Here is an 18812-nt window from a genome sequence, read left to right as displayed (position 1 = left end):
TCTACCTAATGAAAAATTTTATAAAAATAATTTTACTTACTGTATTATTTGTAGGGAATACAAATGCACAAAAGAAAAAAATTACCGTTTCTGAAGATGCTTTTATACAAGGAGGAGACACTGCCGACAAACCATTGGGTGAAACTGCTGCTAAACACTTACGTATTTTTAATTCCAATGCCAATTCTAAATACGCACGAATTGCTTATTTAAAATTCAACATGCCTAAAAAGTTGAAATCCGTAAAAAAAGCTACGCTACATTTCCCTTTAAAAGTTTATAAAAATGAAAAACTACCAACAGACACGACCTTCAATCTTGAAATTTTTGCCGTTGAAAATGATCGATGGAGAGAATTGTCCATTACCTGGAATGACGCTCTTGAATTAGGAGAATTACTTGCTTCTGTAGAAGTAGGACAGTCGTTAGATGGTAGAAATCAAAAATTAAGCATTCCATTAGATGCCGAAAAATTGAGTAAATTATTCAACGGTAAAAAAGACAGAAAAATAACTTTAGCACTCGTCAATTCGAATTTCAATAAAATTAGCGCTATGGCTCCTTCTAAAGAGCAATCTTCTAAAGCTGCCGCTTATTTAGAAATTGAGTAACAAACTAATATCGAACATTTACGCCAATTATTCTTTCTATAAAAAATGAAAAAAAACAACTTTATACTCCTTATTTTAGCTGTATTGAGCATCAATTGTCAATCGCAAAAGGAAACAAAAAAAGAAGCAACATTCAAAAAACCAAATGTTCTCATCATCTTTCCTGACCAATTGAGAAGATACAGTGCAGGTTTTTGGTCAAAAGCGCCTTACAAAGATTTCGTTAAAGGAAAATCGGATCCAGTTATTACGCCAAATTTTGATAGGTTGGCCACAAACGGTGTGGTATTTACCAATGCCATTAGCAACTATCCATTGTGTAGTCCTTATAGAGGAATGCTGATGTCTGGAAGATATCCTGAACAAAATGGAATTTGGAACAACTGTAAAAAAGGTAGAGACCATAGTTTAAAAGACGACATCAGTACCATTCCTGATTTGTTTCTAAAAGCGGGTTACAATACTTCTTATTTTGGAAAATGCCATTGGTTGAAAAACGAACCTTTGTTTGATAAAAACGGAAACTATGTAGGTACAACTGAAGCCCCAGGTGGACATCATGTAAATGCGTATGACACTTATGTTCCTGCCGACAAAAGACATGGTATTGAGTATTTTTACCAAGCCTTGAAAGACGAACATTTTAATCCAAGAATTTACTCTAACGATCCAGACGCTATCGAAGGAAAAAAAGATGGTGAATTGCATATGCCGAAAATATTTTCTGCTAAAAATGAAGCCAATAAAATTATTTCTTATTTAAACAATAAAAAATACAGAGATGACTCAAAGCCATTTTGCATGATTTGGTCAATGAATCCTCCTCACAATCCTTGGGACGACAAAAACACAGATATGGAATCTTTGCATGAACATTATGACAAAGATAAATTCCCAAATATCGATGAGAAATTAGTGGTTCGTAAAAATGCCGATTTAGAAGTCGCCAACTATGCAAGGCATTATTACGCCAACGTAACCAGTGCCGACAAACATATTGGAAGAGTACTAGATGAACTTGAAAAATCAGGACAATTAGACAATACGATCGTTTTATTTAGTTCAGATCATGGAGAAATGTTAGGGAGTCATGGAGCTACAGGAAAAAATACGGTCGAATTAGAATCTTTGGCTATTCCCTTTATCATCCATTGGCCAAAAGGATTGAAAACCGGAATTTCAGATATAATTATGAGCGTTCCAGATGTACTACCAACACTAATGGGATTAGCCGGTATAGCAAATGAAATTCCTAAGGACATTGAAGGAGCCAATTATGCGACTTTAATTCAAGACGAAAAAAATGCCACTATAAAAAAACCAGAAGCTGCGCTTATTATGCTTGGAAATTCTAGAGGTGTTCAAACAGAACGCTATACTTTTTGTGTAGAAGAAAACAAAAAGCAATGGGATACTAAAAAGGGTAGCAATGTAAAATCAGTTTTTTTCTATGACAACTTAAAAGATCCCTATCAACTAAATAAAATACAAGCAAAAGATGCTCCAGAAATTTCTAAAAAATTAGTAACCACTTTAGGTTATTTATTAAAAAAAACAAATGACCCATGGTTTCAAGAAAGAAGATATAGTGATTTAATTATCTACCCCAATAATTAGAATTACTACTATTTTTAATCTTTTTCAATTGACCTGACACATACTTAACATATGGTCAGGTCTTCTGTATTTCAAATAAAACATATGTAAGCGCTATGAAAACAACACTCAAAATTAGTATCCTCATTAGTTTTTCTTTCCTATTTCTTCTAGCTTGTAAAAAAGAAATAAATACCACTTGGGAGCCTGAGATTTTAAAACAATTCAAACAAAAAGGGATAGCCTCCAATTTACCAGATTATTCTTATGCAGGCTATGCATATGGCGAAAAAGCAATCCCTAATTCTAAAGGAAAAATCTATAATATTTCAAATTATGGAGCAATTGCCAACGATGAAATTGACGATACCGCTGCAATTAACAAAACCATTGAAGAGGCCGGGAAAAATGGTGGAGGAATTGTTTTTTTTCCAAAAGGAAAATTCTTGGTAAATATGGATACGACAAAAACAGCTATTGTTCGTATAAATTATAGCAATATTATTTTAAGAGGTTCTGGGTCTGAAAAAAACGGAACTATAATTTATAGCGGAACAGCTACAAATCAAGCTGAAAACAACAGTCCATGGCTTTCTCCTTTTGTCTTTCATAGCGGACTTAATTTATTTGGTACAGATCGTTTTTTCGGAGTAGACGAACTGGTTGTACATTCTAAAATAACTAACAACCACAAAGCAGGATCCTCTATGCTTTCTTTAGAATCTACCAAGAATTTAGCAAAAGGAATGATTGTACTCATCGCTTTGCAAAACACCACAGATGATGGAAATTTAATATATGATTTAATGCAGCCTTTGCCATTTGAAGCATTTCAAAAAAATTATACAGAAGCTGGAATTCAAAGAGCTAAATCATTTCAATACCCAATGGAAATTGCAGAAGTTATTGACGCACATCAAATACGCTTAAAGCAACCACTTCGTAGAGCTATTTCTTTAAATTTCAATCCAACTATTTCCATCATGCCCATGTTAAAAAACATAGGCATTGAGCATTTTAAATTTGAATCGGCTTGGGATAGAAATTACAAACATCACGGCAACAGAGAAATGGATTACGGCTGGGGAGCCATTAATTTACACAGAGTTTCTCACGGATGGATACGAAACATACATATTGATAATTATACACAAACCACACATCTAGTCAATTCAAGAAACGTCACCATTGAAAATATTAAAATAACTGGAAAAGCAGGACATTATTCTCCAAAGACCTATCACTCGTCTGATAATTTAATGCAAAATATTAAGGTAACTTCTACGGTAACACATGGTCCCAGTTTAGAAGGATGCTCCTTCGGAAATGTGTATCGAAATATTCATTTTTCGAACCCAACACCAATTGATTTTCATGGAATGGCAGACAAAGGATTTTGCCCACCTATGTACAATTTATACGAAAACATAACAGGTATTGAAAGTATTGCAGGAGGAGCTGCTCCTCAAAATATTCCGCATGCAGGAGAATACAATACTTTTTGGAATGTAGAAATGACGGGAAGGAAAGACGGCAGTTATCACGAACTTTTTTATTCTTGGATTTGGAGAAACCCAAAACAGTTTAAAAACGACATGCATATTGACTGCCACAAACAATATTTACGCAGTAATGTGATAGGTGTTTTTACTAAAAGAACAGATGAAAAATTAAGCATTGAGCATTCTTTTAAAGACAGATCTGATGCATGGATTTATGTAGAAGGCTTAAATAGCACGAAAAAAATAGTTCCACTTTACGAGTCACAACTCCAGCTTCGCTTAAACAATAATTAATACTCTTGTCTTCCTAAAAAAAGACCTTGAAAAGTAAAAAAATCCCCCAAGGTCTTTTTATTACAGTAGCTACACTAAAGAAACAGACGAATTTAACCCTCCTTTCAGAACGACATCCCCCCTCTATTCTCCTCTATAAAAAATTAGTTTTACCTAAACCATTATTGACTTAAAACTAATAAAATGTTACAACAACAGAAAACGATACAAAAATATCCTTCAAGATTTCTATTTTTATTTCTACTAAATATTCTAACAGCTACTTTTAGTAGTTATGCCCAAGATCAATCCTTTGAAAGCGCAAGCGTTCCAAACAACTGGAATACTACTTTAGGAAGTTTAAGTACTTCTAACTTGCATTACAAATTAGGCGAAAAATCACTGAAATGGGAATGGAATGCTGGAGATGTTTTAACCGTAAATGATCTACAAAATCATGGACTGGTCAAAGAAGAAGTTGTGGGTTACTACCATAATATGTTTAGAATGTGGGTCTATAATACTTCAGCATTAACTAACCAAGATTTAGAAATAGAGTTCTACGACAACACCAATGTTAAACAATTTCACTACAATGTACACCTTAATTTTACAGGTTGGCGAGCTGCTTCGGCTAGTTACAAAAGCGAAATGTCTGGAAATAAAAAATCTGACAATATTACAACGCTAAAAATCAAGGCACCTGCTACTGGAAGTGGGACCTTCTATTTTGATTATATAGATTATACGATGGACAGAAATACGTCTCGCTCTCCTGATTATCAATTGACTTTTATCAATGCAAACAACGAAGAGCACTGGGGAGATATCGTTTATTTTCAATCTTTACCTAAAACAGTTACTGCTTCTACTCCAACAAATAAAGAGTTAAATGACTTGTCGGAGATAAAAGATTTATACGATGCTTATATACGAAGTAATGCCCCTGGAAATTCAGCATTGACCAATGCGATAGCGGCATATAACACCCAGAAAATAAAATTTGAAAATGGAATTTCAAGCGGAAAACCCTTATACGGAACAGATTACTCGGATGCCAACTCAATTGCAGTTGTAGATGATTTTATTCATGTATTAGCCAGAGACTACAAACATAAAAACACAGCAAGCAGCTTGACCTACTTTTTAAATACTGTTCGCTATTTATTAGATCAAGGTTATGCTGAAGGAAGTTTGGTAGAAACCATTCATCACATAGGGTATCGATTTAGAAATGTTGCCAAAGCTGTTCACCTAATGAAAACTGAATTGGAAACTGCTGGTCTTTGGAATGAAGCTCAGAAAATGGTAGAATGGTATGCAGCAGTCGATGTTATTTGGCACCCTACGGCCCATAAAAGCAATATGGATGATGCCTTAACTAGATCCTTACCTATTTTAGGAGCCTGTTTGTATCAAACAACAGACATCGAAAAGGTAAGATATTTAAAAGGTTTTAGAAATTATGCTGAAACTTGGCTTACCCCCTATGCAAAAGAAAGTAACGGAATCAAAATAGATTATACAGGTTTTCATCACAATGTGTATTACCCGCAATATGCTTTCGGTTCTTACAAAAGCTTGTCGCAAGCAGTCAATTATATTGCCAGTGATACGTATGGTATTTCTAGTGAAAAAAGAACAATTTTCAAAAAAATCCTTTCTATTGCTAGAGTATTAATGTCGGACGACAATTTTGCTAATTCGTTATCAGGTAGATCTCCTTTAAATGCAATTTCCATTACCCGTGCTTATAAAAATTTGGGGTTAATTCGGCCTGTTGACGAACAATTATTGGGAGCCTATAATTATATAACCGGCGGAGATAATCAGACAAATTCCTATGCAGCTGAAACCTTACCTACAGGATTTTGGCAAGTGAATTTCTCGAATCTTGGTGTGTATCGTCAAGAAAATTGGTTGGCTACCCTAAAAGGATTTAATAAATATTTTTGGGGAACCGAAATATACAATTCAGACAACCGCTTTGGTCGTTATCAAAGTTACGGAGCTGTAGAAATCATGTATCCTGGAGGGCATTCAAATTCAGGATTCAACATCAATGGTTGGGACTGGAATAAGGCACCTGGAACGACAAGTATTCATTTAGATTGGAATGACTTAGAAGCAAAATCGAGCCGACAAGATGAGAAAACAGATGCCAACTTTGCCGCGAGTCTGCGTTTTGGATCAAAAAACAAGTATTATGTTGATGAAAAATTAGAAGGAAACTACGGCTTGTTTGGGATGGATTTTCAACAAAAAAATATTTCTGCTACCCATAACACATCTTTCGCCTTTAAGAAATCTGTTTTCTGCTTTGATGGAAAATTAATTTGTTTGGGATCAAATATCAATAATAATGATAATTCTAATACTACTGCTACAAATTTATTTCAAAACAAACTCAATAGCACTTCAACACCAATTACGTTAAACAATGCCAATCTTAGTACATTTCCTTACAACACAACATTAAACAATGAGAACGACCAATGGATAATTGATGCCTACCAAACAGGCTATTTTATAAAAAGCGGTTCTGAGTTGGTTATTAACAGAAAAAATCAAACTTCACCAAATGAAAATGGCAAAGGTGGATTTACTAATGGAAATTTTGCTTCAGCCTATATCAGTCATGGGAAACAACCCACAGACGCCACTTATGAATTTGTCATTCTTCCACAAACAACTGAATCTGAAATGGAAACTTTCCAAAATTCCATGCAAGATTCAAACACCGAATTCTATAAAGTACTGCAACAAAATGAAACGGCACATATTGTAAAATACAACAACAGGCATGGCTATGTTTTATTTTCAAATGGAAATTACGGAAACACGTCCCCTCTAAAATCAAATGACAAACCTTGTTTGGTCATGACAGAAAAAAGTGGAAATAATTTAAATCTTTCCGTTGTTAATCCAGACCTCAACTTTGCAGATAATTTTGGTGTAAGTCAAGCCCAAACAATAACACTTGTATTAAATGGTAATTGGAGTTTGCAAAATAGTTCAGGAGGAAATGTGCAAATAACCGCAGGAGACAACGAAACAATTTTAAGCCTTGAAGTAAAAGACGGACTTCCGATAGATGTTGAACTTTTCTCAGGCGTTTACAATCCTTTTTACCCTTCGTTTTATTATGAAGATTTCAGATACAACACCGGCCAACGTGGATATGATGTACAAATTGTTTCCAATACAAATGGACAAAGTATTTCTAATCTTGGCAAAGTTATTTCAGACATCGTGGATGCGACAGATTCTAACGGAGCATTTACTGAGACAAGACCTAATAACAGAATTCCTAACAACAGCCTTAGAGAGCAAAAAGCCATTTCAATTGTAGGCGCCACGAATGGGCAAAATTATGGCTTGGAGGTATGGATTCCTATGACCACCATAAACTTATCGAGTACCAATCCTTATATAAGTAAAGACGACACCTATAAATACGTGACTTTCTGGACAGAATCTAGATACGCCAATGGAGGAACTTCTTCTTTGGAGGTTTTAATTTCTACAGATTATACAGAGGATGTAAGTACAGCCACTTGGACTAATGTAACCCATCAACTCAGTCAGATAGCCAAAAACGACGATGCCAATAATTTAACTTATTTAAAATCTACCTTAGATATTTCAAACTATTCCAGTACAACTTTCACTTTGGCATTTAAATACACAGGATCCAATGGGACCTATTCTTTAAATTCAAGAAATGGAACTTTTTACATTTCAGATGTCAATTATTTCACTTCAAATTCAAGTCTCTCTTCACAAGAATTTATTTTAGAAAACGATGTAATTATTTATCCTAATCCAGTTAAAAAAAATCTACACATTCAAAATTCGAACCCTGCTTTTAAAATAAACAAGATTAGTCTAGTCGACCTCCATGGAAGCGTTTTAAAAACACAAAAAAACGGACGAGAATTTCCGGTTCATGAATTCGCCAAAGGCATCTATTTCTTAAGGCTTGAAACAAATACCCACTCCACAATAATCAAAAAAATCAGCATTCAATAAAAATCAAAAATTTCTTATTTAAAATGGAATTCCGGTCAATTTACCCATCTCTCTAGAGCAACTACCCCCACATATTCAATAAAATATCTATCTAGTTTTACTTCATATTAACCACATAAATTAAAACTTTTTATTATGAAAAAAAATACCTTTAAAACAATTTTGTTGCTAACGTTGTGTATCACTTCGTTTATGACTTCAGCGCAAAACGTGATTCATTATCAAGATTTTCAATATTTTACCAACTCTGGTTTCACAGCCTTTGCCACTAGCAACCCCGACGGGGAAACCCTAACCGCTAATTCAGGGAATGCCTTTGTAACTAGAAAAACGGGAGCCTCAGATATTGCTTCTGAAACAACATTGGGCTATACTAGACCAGCAACAACAATTCCGGATGGAGGCACAAGAACAGCCACTAGTGTTAAAATGTCTGGGAATTATGGAAACGACAATCTAAATGGAACGGTTTGGGTAGTTACAGATGCTATAGATATATCGGGTCAAAATAATATGACCGTTTCTTTTGCTACAAAAAATGCTTTTAAAGAAGGCGGAGGCACAAATACATTTCAAGTATTAATTGCGAAAAACTATACTGATGGAACCTCGCCAGATGATGGCTCACTGTCATGGATAGATGTTACTTCTTCAATTGTGGATAGCAATAATGACGGAAAGATTTTTGGTAATGATGGTTCATTTGCCTACACGACTATTGATTTATCATCCTATATAGCAGATGAAGGGTCTGATAAATTTGTTGTCGCTTTTAAATATACTTTTACCGATGCTGGAGATTATAACGACCCAATTCAACCTATAAGAAATGGGGCTTGGTGGATTTCCGATGTACGATATTACAGCACTCCTGTGGATGTAGCCAATGGCGCTTTTTCAGCTTTAAACACTAGTTTTTCGGGGCAAACAAATATCTTCAACACACCTAGTGCTGTAATCAGCAATGACAATTTTTCAAACACAGGAGCTTGGGCAGAAGTACTAACTGCAACAACTTCGGTTCCTAGATTGGTTAATGGAACCGAGACTCCTTTAAATGAAGGCTATCTTTTTGAAGTTTCTGCAGCTTACAATCCTATTCTCGTAACAGAAATCCGTCATAAATTAGCCAACGCCACAAGTACAAAAGGTGCTACAGGTGATTCACAATGGATGGTACAAGCAAGTAATGATGCCTCAACTTGGGACAATGTAAGTTCAGTAATAACTGTTCCAAGCAATGCTAATGATGAACGCACCACTACCTTAACAACAACCCAAACCTATAGATATTATCGTTTTGTATTAAGTTCAGCATGGACTGCTAGTCAAAATTTCACGGCACTTCAAGAGCTTGATTTTACCGTAGATGATTCTGTACTATCCAACAATAAAAACACTTCCGAAACAGCAATTATACTGTATCCGAACCCTACAAACAATTTATTGCATATTCAAAACAACAACAATGATGCAATAGTCTCTGTTAGCCTCATTGATTTGACAGGTAGAATTATCACTCATAAAACAGATACAAGTACTATAGACGTAAGTGCTTATACCAAAGGAATTTACTTGGTAAATATTACCTTAGAAAGTGGGATAAGCACTACAACAAAAATAGTTGTGAATTAAAAATTTTATTCATCTTACTCTAAATCCTTACCACTTTTGATAGGTAAGGATTTTTTTATTTATATAACAATAGCGCAATTTACCCCCTCTAAACGACCCCGTATTCCCACTTATAATTTAGGACTTCAAACTACTTTTACAGATATACAATCACTATAAAACCTTAACTTATGATAAAAATAACTACATTAAAAACGATTCTTATTTCAACTTGCTTTTCCCTAACAGCAAATTTATTTGCTCAGGTTGAAAACACTATAGAATACAACGACTTTCAGTTTGCCACAAATTCGGGATTCACCGGATTTGTAACCCATAACCCCGGATCAATTGCAGAATCTACTCTAATTAAAAGAACTTCAAACATTCCTACTGACGAAGCCTCTGCTCCCGGAACAAGTGATTTAACTTATACAAGACCTGCTAACAACGAGGGGCATTTTACAGATGCTAAAGTTTCCAAATCCGTAAAACTTTCTGGACATGAATCCAATTTAAATTATGAAGGCATTAGCTGGCTTGTTACGCAAGCAGTAGACATATCATCCTACCTAAACATGACCGCTAGTTTTGCTACCCAAAGTCAGTACCACGAAGGAGCCGATGATGAATCTTTTAAAGTTTTAATTGGTTTTAACTATACAGACGGAACGGATCCTTCAACGGTTACATGGACAGATGTTACTGCAAATATAACTTCTATAAATGGTGTTTTTGGAAACGACGGCGCTTGGGCCTTATCAGCTATAGATTTATCCTCTTATATAGCAACCACTGGATCTGACAAATTTGTTTTGGCATTTCAGTATGAGTACCACAATGATGGCAATCCATTTAGCGGTACCGAGAACAGGAATGGTAACTGGAATATTGCAGATGTAAAATATTCTTGGAATGGGTATACCGAAACCTTAGAAAATTATACCGATGAAAACAATGTTTGGTCAACAGAAACTTATACAGGTGATCATGGTTTTTCATGGACAATTGAAGGAAAAACCACTTCTACAAGAATGGGCTCTTCTAAAGAAATTTATATGGTCGCTGATAAAACAGGTTTATTGTCTGGAACAATCCCTGGAGGAATAGCTTCCTTTGCGGTTTCTTGTATTGATTTATTCAACACCACGCAAAGAGATTTAGAGTTATTAATTAATGGAGAAGTTGCTGGAACACTTTCACATTCTGGTGCTGAAGCTTACACTTTTAAAGTAGATAATATTGATATTGCTGGAGCTATTACAATAGGATTAAGAAATGCCGATACCTCTACTGGTTCTGTAGCATTTGACAACCTAAGTTGGACTGCTTATAGTGCTGTAGCATCTGTTGAAAATGATCTTTTAAACGAAAGTATCAATATCTACCCTAATCCAACTAACAATTATATTCATATTGCAAACTATGAAGATTTGCAAATAGCAACTGTTCGACTTTTAGACCTTGCTGGAAAAATTATTTACAATAGCAACACAACAAATCCAATAGATGTACAATCTTATGCCAAAGGCATTTATATAGTTTCTATTCAATCAGAAGCGGGAGGTATTTACAATTCAAAAGTTATTGTAAATTAATTTCACTTCACTATTTTTAAAATCTCCAATGGCAATAAACCTTGTTATTGGAGATTTTTGGTTTAATTCATCCTCCTGTTCGAACAATTGCCCCCGCTATTAATTAGCTATTTCGTAGTAATTTTACAACAAGTTCAAAATTGAATTTCAATCTAAAAAACCAATCTCTATGGCGAATCCTTATAAGAAACTATTCCTTTTATGTTTTGCACTTTCTTTTTCAGTTTATAGTCAAGAAAAAACAAAACCAGCAGTTGAATCTTTTGAAGAACAAGAAGTATTAACTAGCTACAAAACCTCAGGTCATAGTGAACTAGCAATTAGCTCTACACATTATAAATATGGAAGTCATGCCCTGCAATGGACATGGAAAAATGCAGCTTCTTTTAGTACAAGTAACTTCAGACAGCTAAGTTTAAAAGAAAGCCCTTTAAAATATGGTGACCATTTTCCTGCGAGTCCTACCCTATCTTTTGCTATTTACAATGAAAAATCACAAAATGAAAAAATAAAAATCTCTGCCACAACAGTCAATGACAAAGAAGTGTGGTTTGAAATTGACTTGGCATTTACTGGCTGGAGAACCTTATGGATTCCCTATTATGAAATGCAAGGAGCAGCCCCAAAAAAGCAAGCGGATATTCAACTTAAATCCTTTGAAATAAGTACACAATCTGCATCAGGAAACTTATTTTTTGATGATATTGTTTTTTCACAATACCAAGATGACCGACATTCTTATCCAGACACATTGGTTCCTTTTATTAAAAAAGATCTTACCCCTGGTGCTGATCATTGGATGCCGCTGATGCAAAATCTAAAATACCTAACCAATATTCGTATATTTCCTATTTCGCCTGAAGAAAAAAAGGACCTAGCAAAAATCGAAAAACGTCTTGATGCCGCTACGGCAATCTCTAAAAAGCCGAAAGAAAATATTGAAGGCATTGTTCACAATTTTGAGCAATTAAAAATTAAAAGAAAAAATAAGGTGGTTTTAGGCCCTCCTATGGATTTTAAAAGTTCTCAAATTTATTTCAATAAAAAACAGCAGGGAGTTGATAATCATAATGAAATTGAACAACTCGGTAGTGTCTTAAAACAAATTGCCCTAAACTATCCAAATGCAAATAAAGTAAATAAAGAAACACTAAAACGCATGGCTGTTTTAGGAACAGAATATTTTTTAGACCAAGGTTGGCAGGCGGGCTCATCTGGAGGAACAAGACACCATATTGGCTATAATGTAAGAGAATTGGCCGAAGCTTTTTTTATACTAAGAGATTTACTGAAAGAAGAAAAATTATTAAATCAGGTAGGTGAGAGTCTGCATTGGTTATTTAATTTAGGAATGGTTTTAGGAGATGAAAGTAAATTTCATGTAAATATTGATTATTTAAACACACAAGCTTATTACCACCTTACACTACTATTTTTAGTGGAAGAACCCGCAAAACAAGCCGCTATTTTAAGAGCCTATAAAAACTATATCAGTATTACTTTGGCGCAACAAAAACAAGAATGGGGATTCAAAGTAGACGGCACAGCTTGGCATCATAACGGACATTACCCGGCTTATGGGATGGGAGCCTTTAGAAATGTACCCAAAATAATTCATACCCTATCTGGAACTAAATTTAGAATAGAAAAAGCGGGACATGAAAATTTTAAAAATGCATTTTTAGCCACCCGTTTGTATAGTCAAAAATTAGATTATGGCTTTGGAAATGCTGGAAGACACCCCTTAGAAGACAACAGCATTGGTTCTTTAAAAAAACAATACCTACAAATGGCCAACTCAGGTTCTCCTGATGGTTCACAAAAAATTGACAAAGAAGTCGCGGCGGCCTATTTACGCTTATGGGGAAAAAGTGATTCAAAAAACAGAAAACTATTTACAGAAACACATGGAATTCAAGAAGAAAAGCTAAGTGTTTATTCCAGCTTTCCATATGCTGCAACTGCGGTTCATAGAAGAAATAATTGGGCGGCAATTATAAAAGGATACAGTAAATATGTTTGGTCATCTGAAATTTATGTGGCCTCCAATAGATATGGTCGCTACCCTGCCAACGGAACAATTCAATTGTTAAACGAAAAAGGAGAAGCCGCAAGTGGTTTTAAACAAAATGGGTGGGATTGGAATCGTTATCCAGGGGCAACTGTCATCTATCTGCCTTTTGAAGAACTTGAACCTAACACCCCTCTTTTAATGTACCGATCTAGTGAAACTTTTGCGGGTGCTGTTGCTTTAAACGATAACGGGGTTTTTGGAATGATTTTAAATGAGAGCAAGGGTTCCAACGCTGACGGAGAAGAAGCCAAAATTGGATTTCCGGGAAAACTAAAGGCTAAAAAGTCGGTTTTCTCTTTTGGTGATAAACTCATTTGTATTGGAACAAACATTTCTAGTATAGATAATATTAACCCAACGCAAACAAGTCTATTTCAAAATGCATTAAGAAGTTCAAATACACCTATTTATACTTCTAAAAAAGGAATGATCACCGGATTATCCAAAACAGGATCTTCTAAAAAATGGCTTATTGACGCTTACAAAAACGGGTATCATATACTTTCAAAAGCAAAAACCAATTATTCACGAAAAAAGCAAAAATCCTACCACAACAAGTACTCCATAAAAACTGGTGCCATGAATCCTAAGGGAAAAGGAGCTAAAGAGACAGAAGGAAATTTTGCCAGTGCTTGGATTGATCATGGTATCGCACCAAAAAACGCTTCCTATCAATATGTTATTTACCCCTTCTTAAAAAATGAAGAAATAAAGAAATTTGGAAAACTAGTAAAAAAGGATACATCTTTTAAAATACAGAGAGCAGACAGCATTGCTCACATCGTAAAAGACCTAAAAACCAATTCTACAGGACTCGTTATTTTTGAAGCAACAAAAGAATTAAATAATGAATGGGTCAAAGAAGTTTCAGCTCCATGTTTGATTTTATTTTCTAAAAAAAAGAAAAACACGATCCTCTTGCACATAACGGAACCTAACTTAAATTTTAAAGAATACAAAACAAACAAATTTCTAAATTACAGTAACCCAGTGAATTTAAAAATATGTATTCAGGGCATTTGGAACATCAAGAAAGAGAATAAAAACAGGAAGCTACAACACAAAAATGATAAAACACTGATTGACATCACTTGTATAGACGGAGCTACAAATAGCTTAGAATTAATCAAATAACATTCACGCCTACATCCTAGGCGAAACACAAAACACATTAAAATACAATCGATTGTATTTTAATGTGTTTTTTTTATATATTTACGAACCGAAAAAAACTATACGATAAAACCGTTCACATGAAATTGAAAACATACTCAATTCTATTACTTATTTGTGTGCTGAGCATAAGCTCTTGTACAACAATATCAAAACAAAAAACCATTAAACTGGCGCATGGTTTAGACATGAGTCACCCAGTACACAAAGCCATGGCTTTTATGGCTTCCGACTTAGAAAAGCGTTCTGGTGGTAAAATGAAAATCGAAATTTACCCAAACCAACAATTAGGTAATGAGCGCCAATGTGTAGAATTATTACAAATTGGTAGTTTAGGCATGACCAAAGTTTCAGCGGCGGTTATGGAAAATTTCTCTCCTAATATGAAAGTGTTCGGATTGCCTTTTCTATTTAGAGATAGAGCACATGCTTTTAGCGTACTAGATGGTCCTATTGGAAAAGAATTATTAGATGGTGGACAAAAATATTGGTTAAAAGGTTTAGGTTATTACGATTCTGGAAGTCGTAGTTTTTACACCAAAGAAAAACCTGTTGAAACTCCAGAAGATTTAAAAGGATTAAAAATACGTGTCATGGAAAGTGTGACTGCCATGAATATGGTAAAAAGTTTAGGAGGTTCTCCTACTCCAATTTCTTGGGGAGAATTGTATACTTCCTTGCAACAAGGTGTCGTTGATGGTGCAGAAAATAATCCTCCAAGTTTTCACCTTTCTCGTCATTATGAAGTTTGTAAATTCTATTCTTTAGATGAGCATACAACCGTTCCTGATGTTTTAATTATTGGAACACACCTTTGGGATACCTTAACCGAAGAAGAGCAAAAATGGTTGCAAGCTTCTGCAAACGCTTCCGTTACCTACCAAAGAAAACTTTGGGCTACCGCCGAAGAAGATGCGCTTAGAGAAGTTCAAAAAGCGGGAGTTACAGTTATTAGACCGGACAAAAGTGCATTCCAAAGCAAAGTATCATCAATGTATGAAGATTATAAAGATGAAAACGAAGTGTACAGCTTGATCCACAGAATTCAGAAAAGCAACTAAATAAAAAGACATGGAGATTAGACAAAAAATAGATAAAATATTAGGGAATACCCTTGCATTTATCATGGCCATTATGGTTGTAAATGTATTGTGGCAAGTATTTACAAGATTTGTAGTAGGAACACCGAGTTCTTTTACAGATGAACTAGCACGATACCTAATGATTTGGGTGGGTGTACTTGGTGCAGCATACATTTCTGGAAGAAAAATGCACGTGGCAATTGATTTATTCCCTGCCAAATTGAATAAAGAAGGGCAAGCCAAATTAAAAGTATTTGTAAATATTTTGATTATTTTATTTTGCTTCGGAGCACTTATTGTTGGCGGTATTCGTTTGGTGTATATTACGTATACCTTAGAACAATATTCTGCAGCTTTGCAAATTCCTTTGGCTTTGGTTTATTTGGTTATTCCAATTAGCGGAGTCCTTATTATATTTTACAAAATTTCTGACATCTTTAACAAACAAGTTTTATAATGGAATATTTACCTATACTTATACTAGTTCTAAGCTTTCTTACCTTATTATTAATTGGAGTTCCTGTAGCTTGGAGTATTGCCATATCTTCTTTATTAACGATGATGGCAAGCATACCTGTAATTCCTGCCTTAACAACGGTTTCACAAAGAATAGGAACCGGACTCGATAGTTTTGCCTTACTCGCCATTCCCTTTTTCGTATTATCCGGACAGTTAATGAACAAAGGAGGAATTGCCCATCGATTAATTGCTTTTGCAAAAACTTTAGTAGGAGCACTTCCTGGTGGACTTGCACTAATTAATGTAATTGCAGCCATGTTAATGGGTTCTATTGCAGGTTCTGCAATGGCATCGGCATCTGCCATGGGAAGTATATTAGGTCCTGAAATGGAAAAAGAAGGCTATTCAAAGGAATTTGGTGCCGCTGTAAATATTACCTCATCAACTATTGGTTTGGTTATTCCTCCTAGTAATGTACTTATTGTCTATTCTTTGGCCAGTGGTGGTGTTTCTATTGCCGCTTTATTTTTAGCAGGTTATATTCCTGGAATCTTAACGGGTCTACTTTTAATGTTGGTAGCTTCATTTTGGGCAAAGAAAAAAGGCTATAAATTAGGAGAAAAAAGTACTTTTAAAGCTGTAGTTAAATCTTTTACCGCTGCCTTTCCTAGTTTAATGTTACTAGTTGTAGTTATTGGAGGAATTGTAATGGGGGTTTTTACGGCTACCGAAGCTTCGGCCATAGCTGTATTGTATACTTTAATTTTAGGATTTTACTATAAAGAAATTAAAATCAAAGATTTGCCAGATGTATTGCTAGAATCTTGCGGTACAACAGCTATCGTAATGTTGCTTATTGGTGCTTCCATGAGTATGTCGTGGGTAATGTCTTATGAAAACATTCCTCAAAACATATCTGAGGTGTTATTAGGAATTAGCGACAACAAAATTATCATTCTACTTATTATCAATTTCTTATTGCTTTTTGTAGGAGTGTTTATGGACATGACGCCTGCCGTTTTAATTTTTACACCAATTTTTTTACCTATTATTGAAAAATTAGGAATGGACCCTGTACAATTCGGAATTGTAATGGTATTAAATTTATGTGTTGGTTTATGTACACCTCCCGTAGGCTCCGTTTTATTTGTGGGAGTAGGAATTGCAAACACGACCATAGAAAAGGTTGTAAAACCTTTATTACCGCTATTTTTAGCCATGATCGTATCTTTATTTTTGGTGACGTATTTCCCAAGTTTAAGTTTATGGTTACCAAGTTTATTTGATTTATAAAAAAACTTTTATTCATAAAAAAGCCAGCAAATTTGCTGGCTTTTTTTTGCTCAAACTAAATTTTAAGACAATCCAGCAATTACTTTTATTTCGTCGATAATTTTGCTTGCCAAAGCATCTGCATTTTCTTGTGAAGTACTCTCGGTATAAATTCGAATAATAGGTTCTGTATTTGATTTACGCAAATGTGCCCATTCTGTTGGAAAATCAATTTTTACACCATCAATCGTATTCACATCCTCAGCAGCGTGTTTTTTGGCCATTTCTTCCAAAATTTCATCTACATCTAAACTTGGTGTCAACTGAATTTTGTTCTTACTCATAAAATAACTTGGGTAAGAAGCTCTTAATTCTTTACAAGACAGACCACATTTTGCCAAATGTGATAAAAATAATGCTGTTCCAACCAATGAGTCACGACCATAATGTAATTCTGGATAAATAATTCCTCCATTTCCTTCACCTCCAATAACCGTATTTGTTGCTTTCATAGCAATCACTACATTTACTTCACCAACAGCACTTGCTGTATACGTTCCGCCATGCTTTTCAGTTACATCTCTTAAAGCCCTAGAAGAAGACAAGTTAGAAACGGTATTTCCTCCGATTAATTCTCCTAAAACATAATCAGCACAAGCTACCAGGGTATATTCTTCACCAAACATAGAACCGTCTTCGTTTACCAAAGCCAACCGATCGACATCGGGATCGACAACTATTCCTAAGTCTGCTTTTTCTTTAACAACCAAAGCTGAAATATCCCCTAAATGTTCTTTTAAGGGTTCTGGATTGTGTGGAAATTGTCCGTTTGGTTCACAGTATAATTTGACACATTCAACACCTAATTCCTCTAACAAAGCAGGAATAAAAATTCCTCCTGTAGAATTTACAGCATCTAAAACCACTTTGAATTTTGCTTTTTTAATCGCTTCTACATCTACCAATTCCAAAGCTAAAACAGCATCAACATGTTTTTTAACATAGGTTCTGTCTTTTGTATAGGCTCCCAAATCATCTACTTCTGCATAAGAATAGCCATCATTTTCAGCCAAAACTAAAATTTTCTCGCCTTCTTCTCCATTTAAAAACTCTCCTTCTTCATTTAACAATTTCAATGCATTCCATTGTTTTGGATTGTGAGAAGCGGTGATAATAATTCCACCATTTGCCTTTTCTAAAGGAACAACAACCTCAACCGTTGGCGTGGTAGACAAGCCTAAGTCAATCACATCAATTCCTAATCCAACCAAAGTATTGCTGACCAAACTGCTAATCATTTTTCCAGAAATACGAGCATCTCTACCAATAACAACTTTTAGTTTTCCTGCAGCTGACCCTGTATTTCTATTCAACAACCAAGTACCATAAGCACTGGCAAATTTTACAGCATCTAAAGGGGTTAAATTCTCGCCGATTCCTCCTCCAATGGTTCCTCTAATTCCTGAAATTGATTTTATTAATGACATATGTATTCTGTTTTTTATTGTTGTTTTTTTCAAAATAAA

At 34.8% G+C, this 18812-nt stretch carries 11 protein-coding genes; 10 read left to right on the top strand and 1 reads right to left on the bottom strand.

From position 1 onward, the window contains the following. Window positions 1–8 precede the first annotated feature (8 nt). The 10 genes from FGM02_RS11295 (at window position 9) to FGM02_RS11250 (ending at window position 17307) form a co-directional block, all read left to right on the top strand. Window positions 9–611 carry a CBM96 family carbohydrate-binding protein gene (locus tag FGM02_RS11295; RefSeq protein WP_139958486.1) on the top strand — a complete coding sequence of 201 codons (603 nt, stop codon included), beginning with the start codon at window positions 9–11 and terminating at the stop codon, window positions 609–611. A gap of 45 nt (window positions 612–656) precedes the next feature. Then, window positions 657–2228, top strand: coding sequence for a sulfatase family protein (locus FGM02_RS11290; RefSeq protein ID WP_139958485.1), 1572 nt, complete (start codon window positions 657–659; stop codon window positions 2226–2228). A 95-nt stretch (window positions 2229–2323) separates the two neighbouring features. Then, window positions 2324–4003 (top strand): glycosyl hydrolase family 28-related protein, encoded by a 1680-nt coding sequence (locus FGM02_RS11285; RefSeq protein WP_139958484.1) that lies wholly within the window; start codon window positions 2324–2326, stop codon window positions 4001–4003. A gap of 183 nt (window positions 4004–4186) precedes the next feature. Continuing rightward, window positions 4187–8014 carry a chondroitinase family polysaccharide lyase gene (locus FGM02_RS11280; RefSeq protein WP_139958483.1) on the top strand — a complete coding sequence of 1276 codons (3828 nt, stop codon included), beginning with the start codon at window positions 4187–4189 and terminating at the stop codon, window positions 8012–8014. A 135-nt stretch (window positions 8015–8149) separates the two neighbouring features. Continuing rightward, window positions 8150–9649 (top strand): T9SS type A sorting domain-containing protein, encoded by a 1500-nt coding sequence (locus FGM02_RS11275; RefSeq protein ID WP_139958482.1) that lies wholly within the window; start codon window positions 8150–8152, stop codon window positions 9647–9649. A 170-nt stretch (window positions 9650–9819) separates the two neighbouring features. Continuing rightward, complete coding sequence (locus FGM02_RS11270; protein WP_139958481.1) at window positions 9820–11226, top strand: T9SS type A sorting domain-containing protein; 1407 nt, start codon at window positions 9820–9822, stop codon at window positions 11224–11226. A gap of 169 nt (window positions 11227–11395) precedes the next feature. Then, complete coding sequence (locus FGM02_RS11265; RefSeq protein WP_139958480.1) at window positions 11396–14434, top strand: chondroitinase family polysaccharide lyase; 3039 nt, start codon at window positions 11396–11398, stop codon at window positions 14432–14434. Window positions 14435–14553: 119 nt separating this feature from the next. Then, window positions 14554–15534, top strand: a complete 981-nt coding sequence (locus FGM02_RS11260) for a TRAP transporter substrate-binding protein (protein ID WP_139958479.1) — start codon at window positions 14554–14556, stop codon at window positions 15532–15534. A 10-nt stretch (window positions 15535–15544) separates the two neighbouring features. Next, on the top strand, window positions 15545–16012 hold the full coding sequence (locus FGM02_RS11255; protein WP_139958478.1) for a TRAP transporter small permease: 468 nt from the start codon (window positions 15545–15547) through the stop codon (window positions 16010–16012). Continuing rightward, window positions 16012–17307 carry a TRAP transporter large permease gene (locus FGM02_RS11250; RefSeq protein WP_139958477.1) on the top strand — a complete coding sequence of 432 codons (1296 nt, stop codon included), beginning with the start codon at window positions 16012–16014 and terminating at the stop codon, window positions 17305–17307. Before FGM02_RS11255 ends, FGM02_RS11250 begins: the two co-directional genes overlap by 1 nt. Before the next feature lie 62 nt (window positions 17308–17369). Here FGM02_RS11250 and glmM read toward each other — a convergent pair whose 3' ends face one another. Further along, a complete protein-coding gene (gene glmM / locus FGM02_RS11245) occupies window positions 17370–18773 on the bottom strand; it encodes a phosphoglucosamine mutase (protein ID WP_139958476.1) in 1404 nt (467 codons plus the stop codon). Window positions 18774–18812 lie beyond the last annotated feature (39 nt).

Source organism: Flavicella sediminum (assembly GCF_006381105.1).
In the GTDB taxonomy this organism is placed as follows: Bacteria; Bacteroidota; Bacteroidia; order Flavobacteriales; family Flavobacteriaceae; genus Flavicella; species Flavicella sediminum.
This window is presented reverse-complemented; position numbering and strand designations above follow the sequence as displayed.

Bases quoted from the DNA above. Each gene is read 5' to 3' on its own strand.
- FGM02_RS11290 (WP_139958485.1), top strand. From the start codon at position 657: ATGAAAAAAAACAACTTTATACTCCTTATTTTAGCTGTATTGAGCATC.
- FGM02_RS11285 (WP_139958484.1), top strand. From the start codon at position 2,324: ATGAAAACAACACTCAAAATTAGTATCCTCATTAGTTTTTCTTTCCTA.
- FGM02_RS11255 (WP_139958478.1), top strand. From the start codon at position 15,545: ATGGAGATTAGACAAAAAATAGATAAAATATTAGGGAATACCCTTGCA.
- FGM02_RS11260 (WP_139958479.1), top strand. From the start codon at position 14,554: ATGAAATTGAAAACATACTCAATTCTATTACTTATTTGTGTGCTGAGC.
- glmM (WP_139958476.1), bottom strand. From the start codon at position 18,773: ATGTCATTAATAAAATCAATTTCAGGAATTAGAGGAACCATTGGAGGA.
- FGM02_RS11275 (WP_139958482.1), top strand. From the start codon at position 8,150: ATGAAAAAAAATACCTTTAAAACAATTTTGTTGCTAACGTTGTGTATC.
- FGM02_RS11250 (WP_139958477.1), top strand. From the start codon at position 16,012: ATGGAATATTTACCTATACTTATACTAGTTCTAAGCTTTCTTACCTTA.
- FGM02_RS11265 (WP_139958480.1), top strand. From the start codon at position 11,396: ATGGCGAATCCTTATAAGAAACTATTCCTTTTATGTTTTGCACTTTCT.
- FGM02_RS11270 (WP_139958481.1), top strand. From the start codon at position 9,820: ATGATAAAAATAACTACATTAAAAACGATTCTTATTTCAACTTGCTTT.
- FGM02_RS11295 (WP_139958486.1), top strand. From the start codon at position 9: ATGAAAAATTTTATAAAAATAATTTTACTTACTGTATTATTTGTAGGG.
- FGM02_RS11280 (WP_139958483.1), top strand. From the start codon at position 4,187: ATGTTACAACAACAGAAAACGATACAAAAATATCCTTCAAGATTTCTA.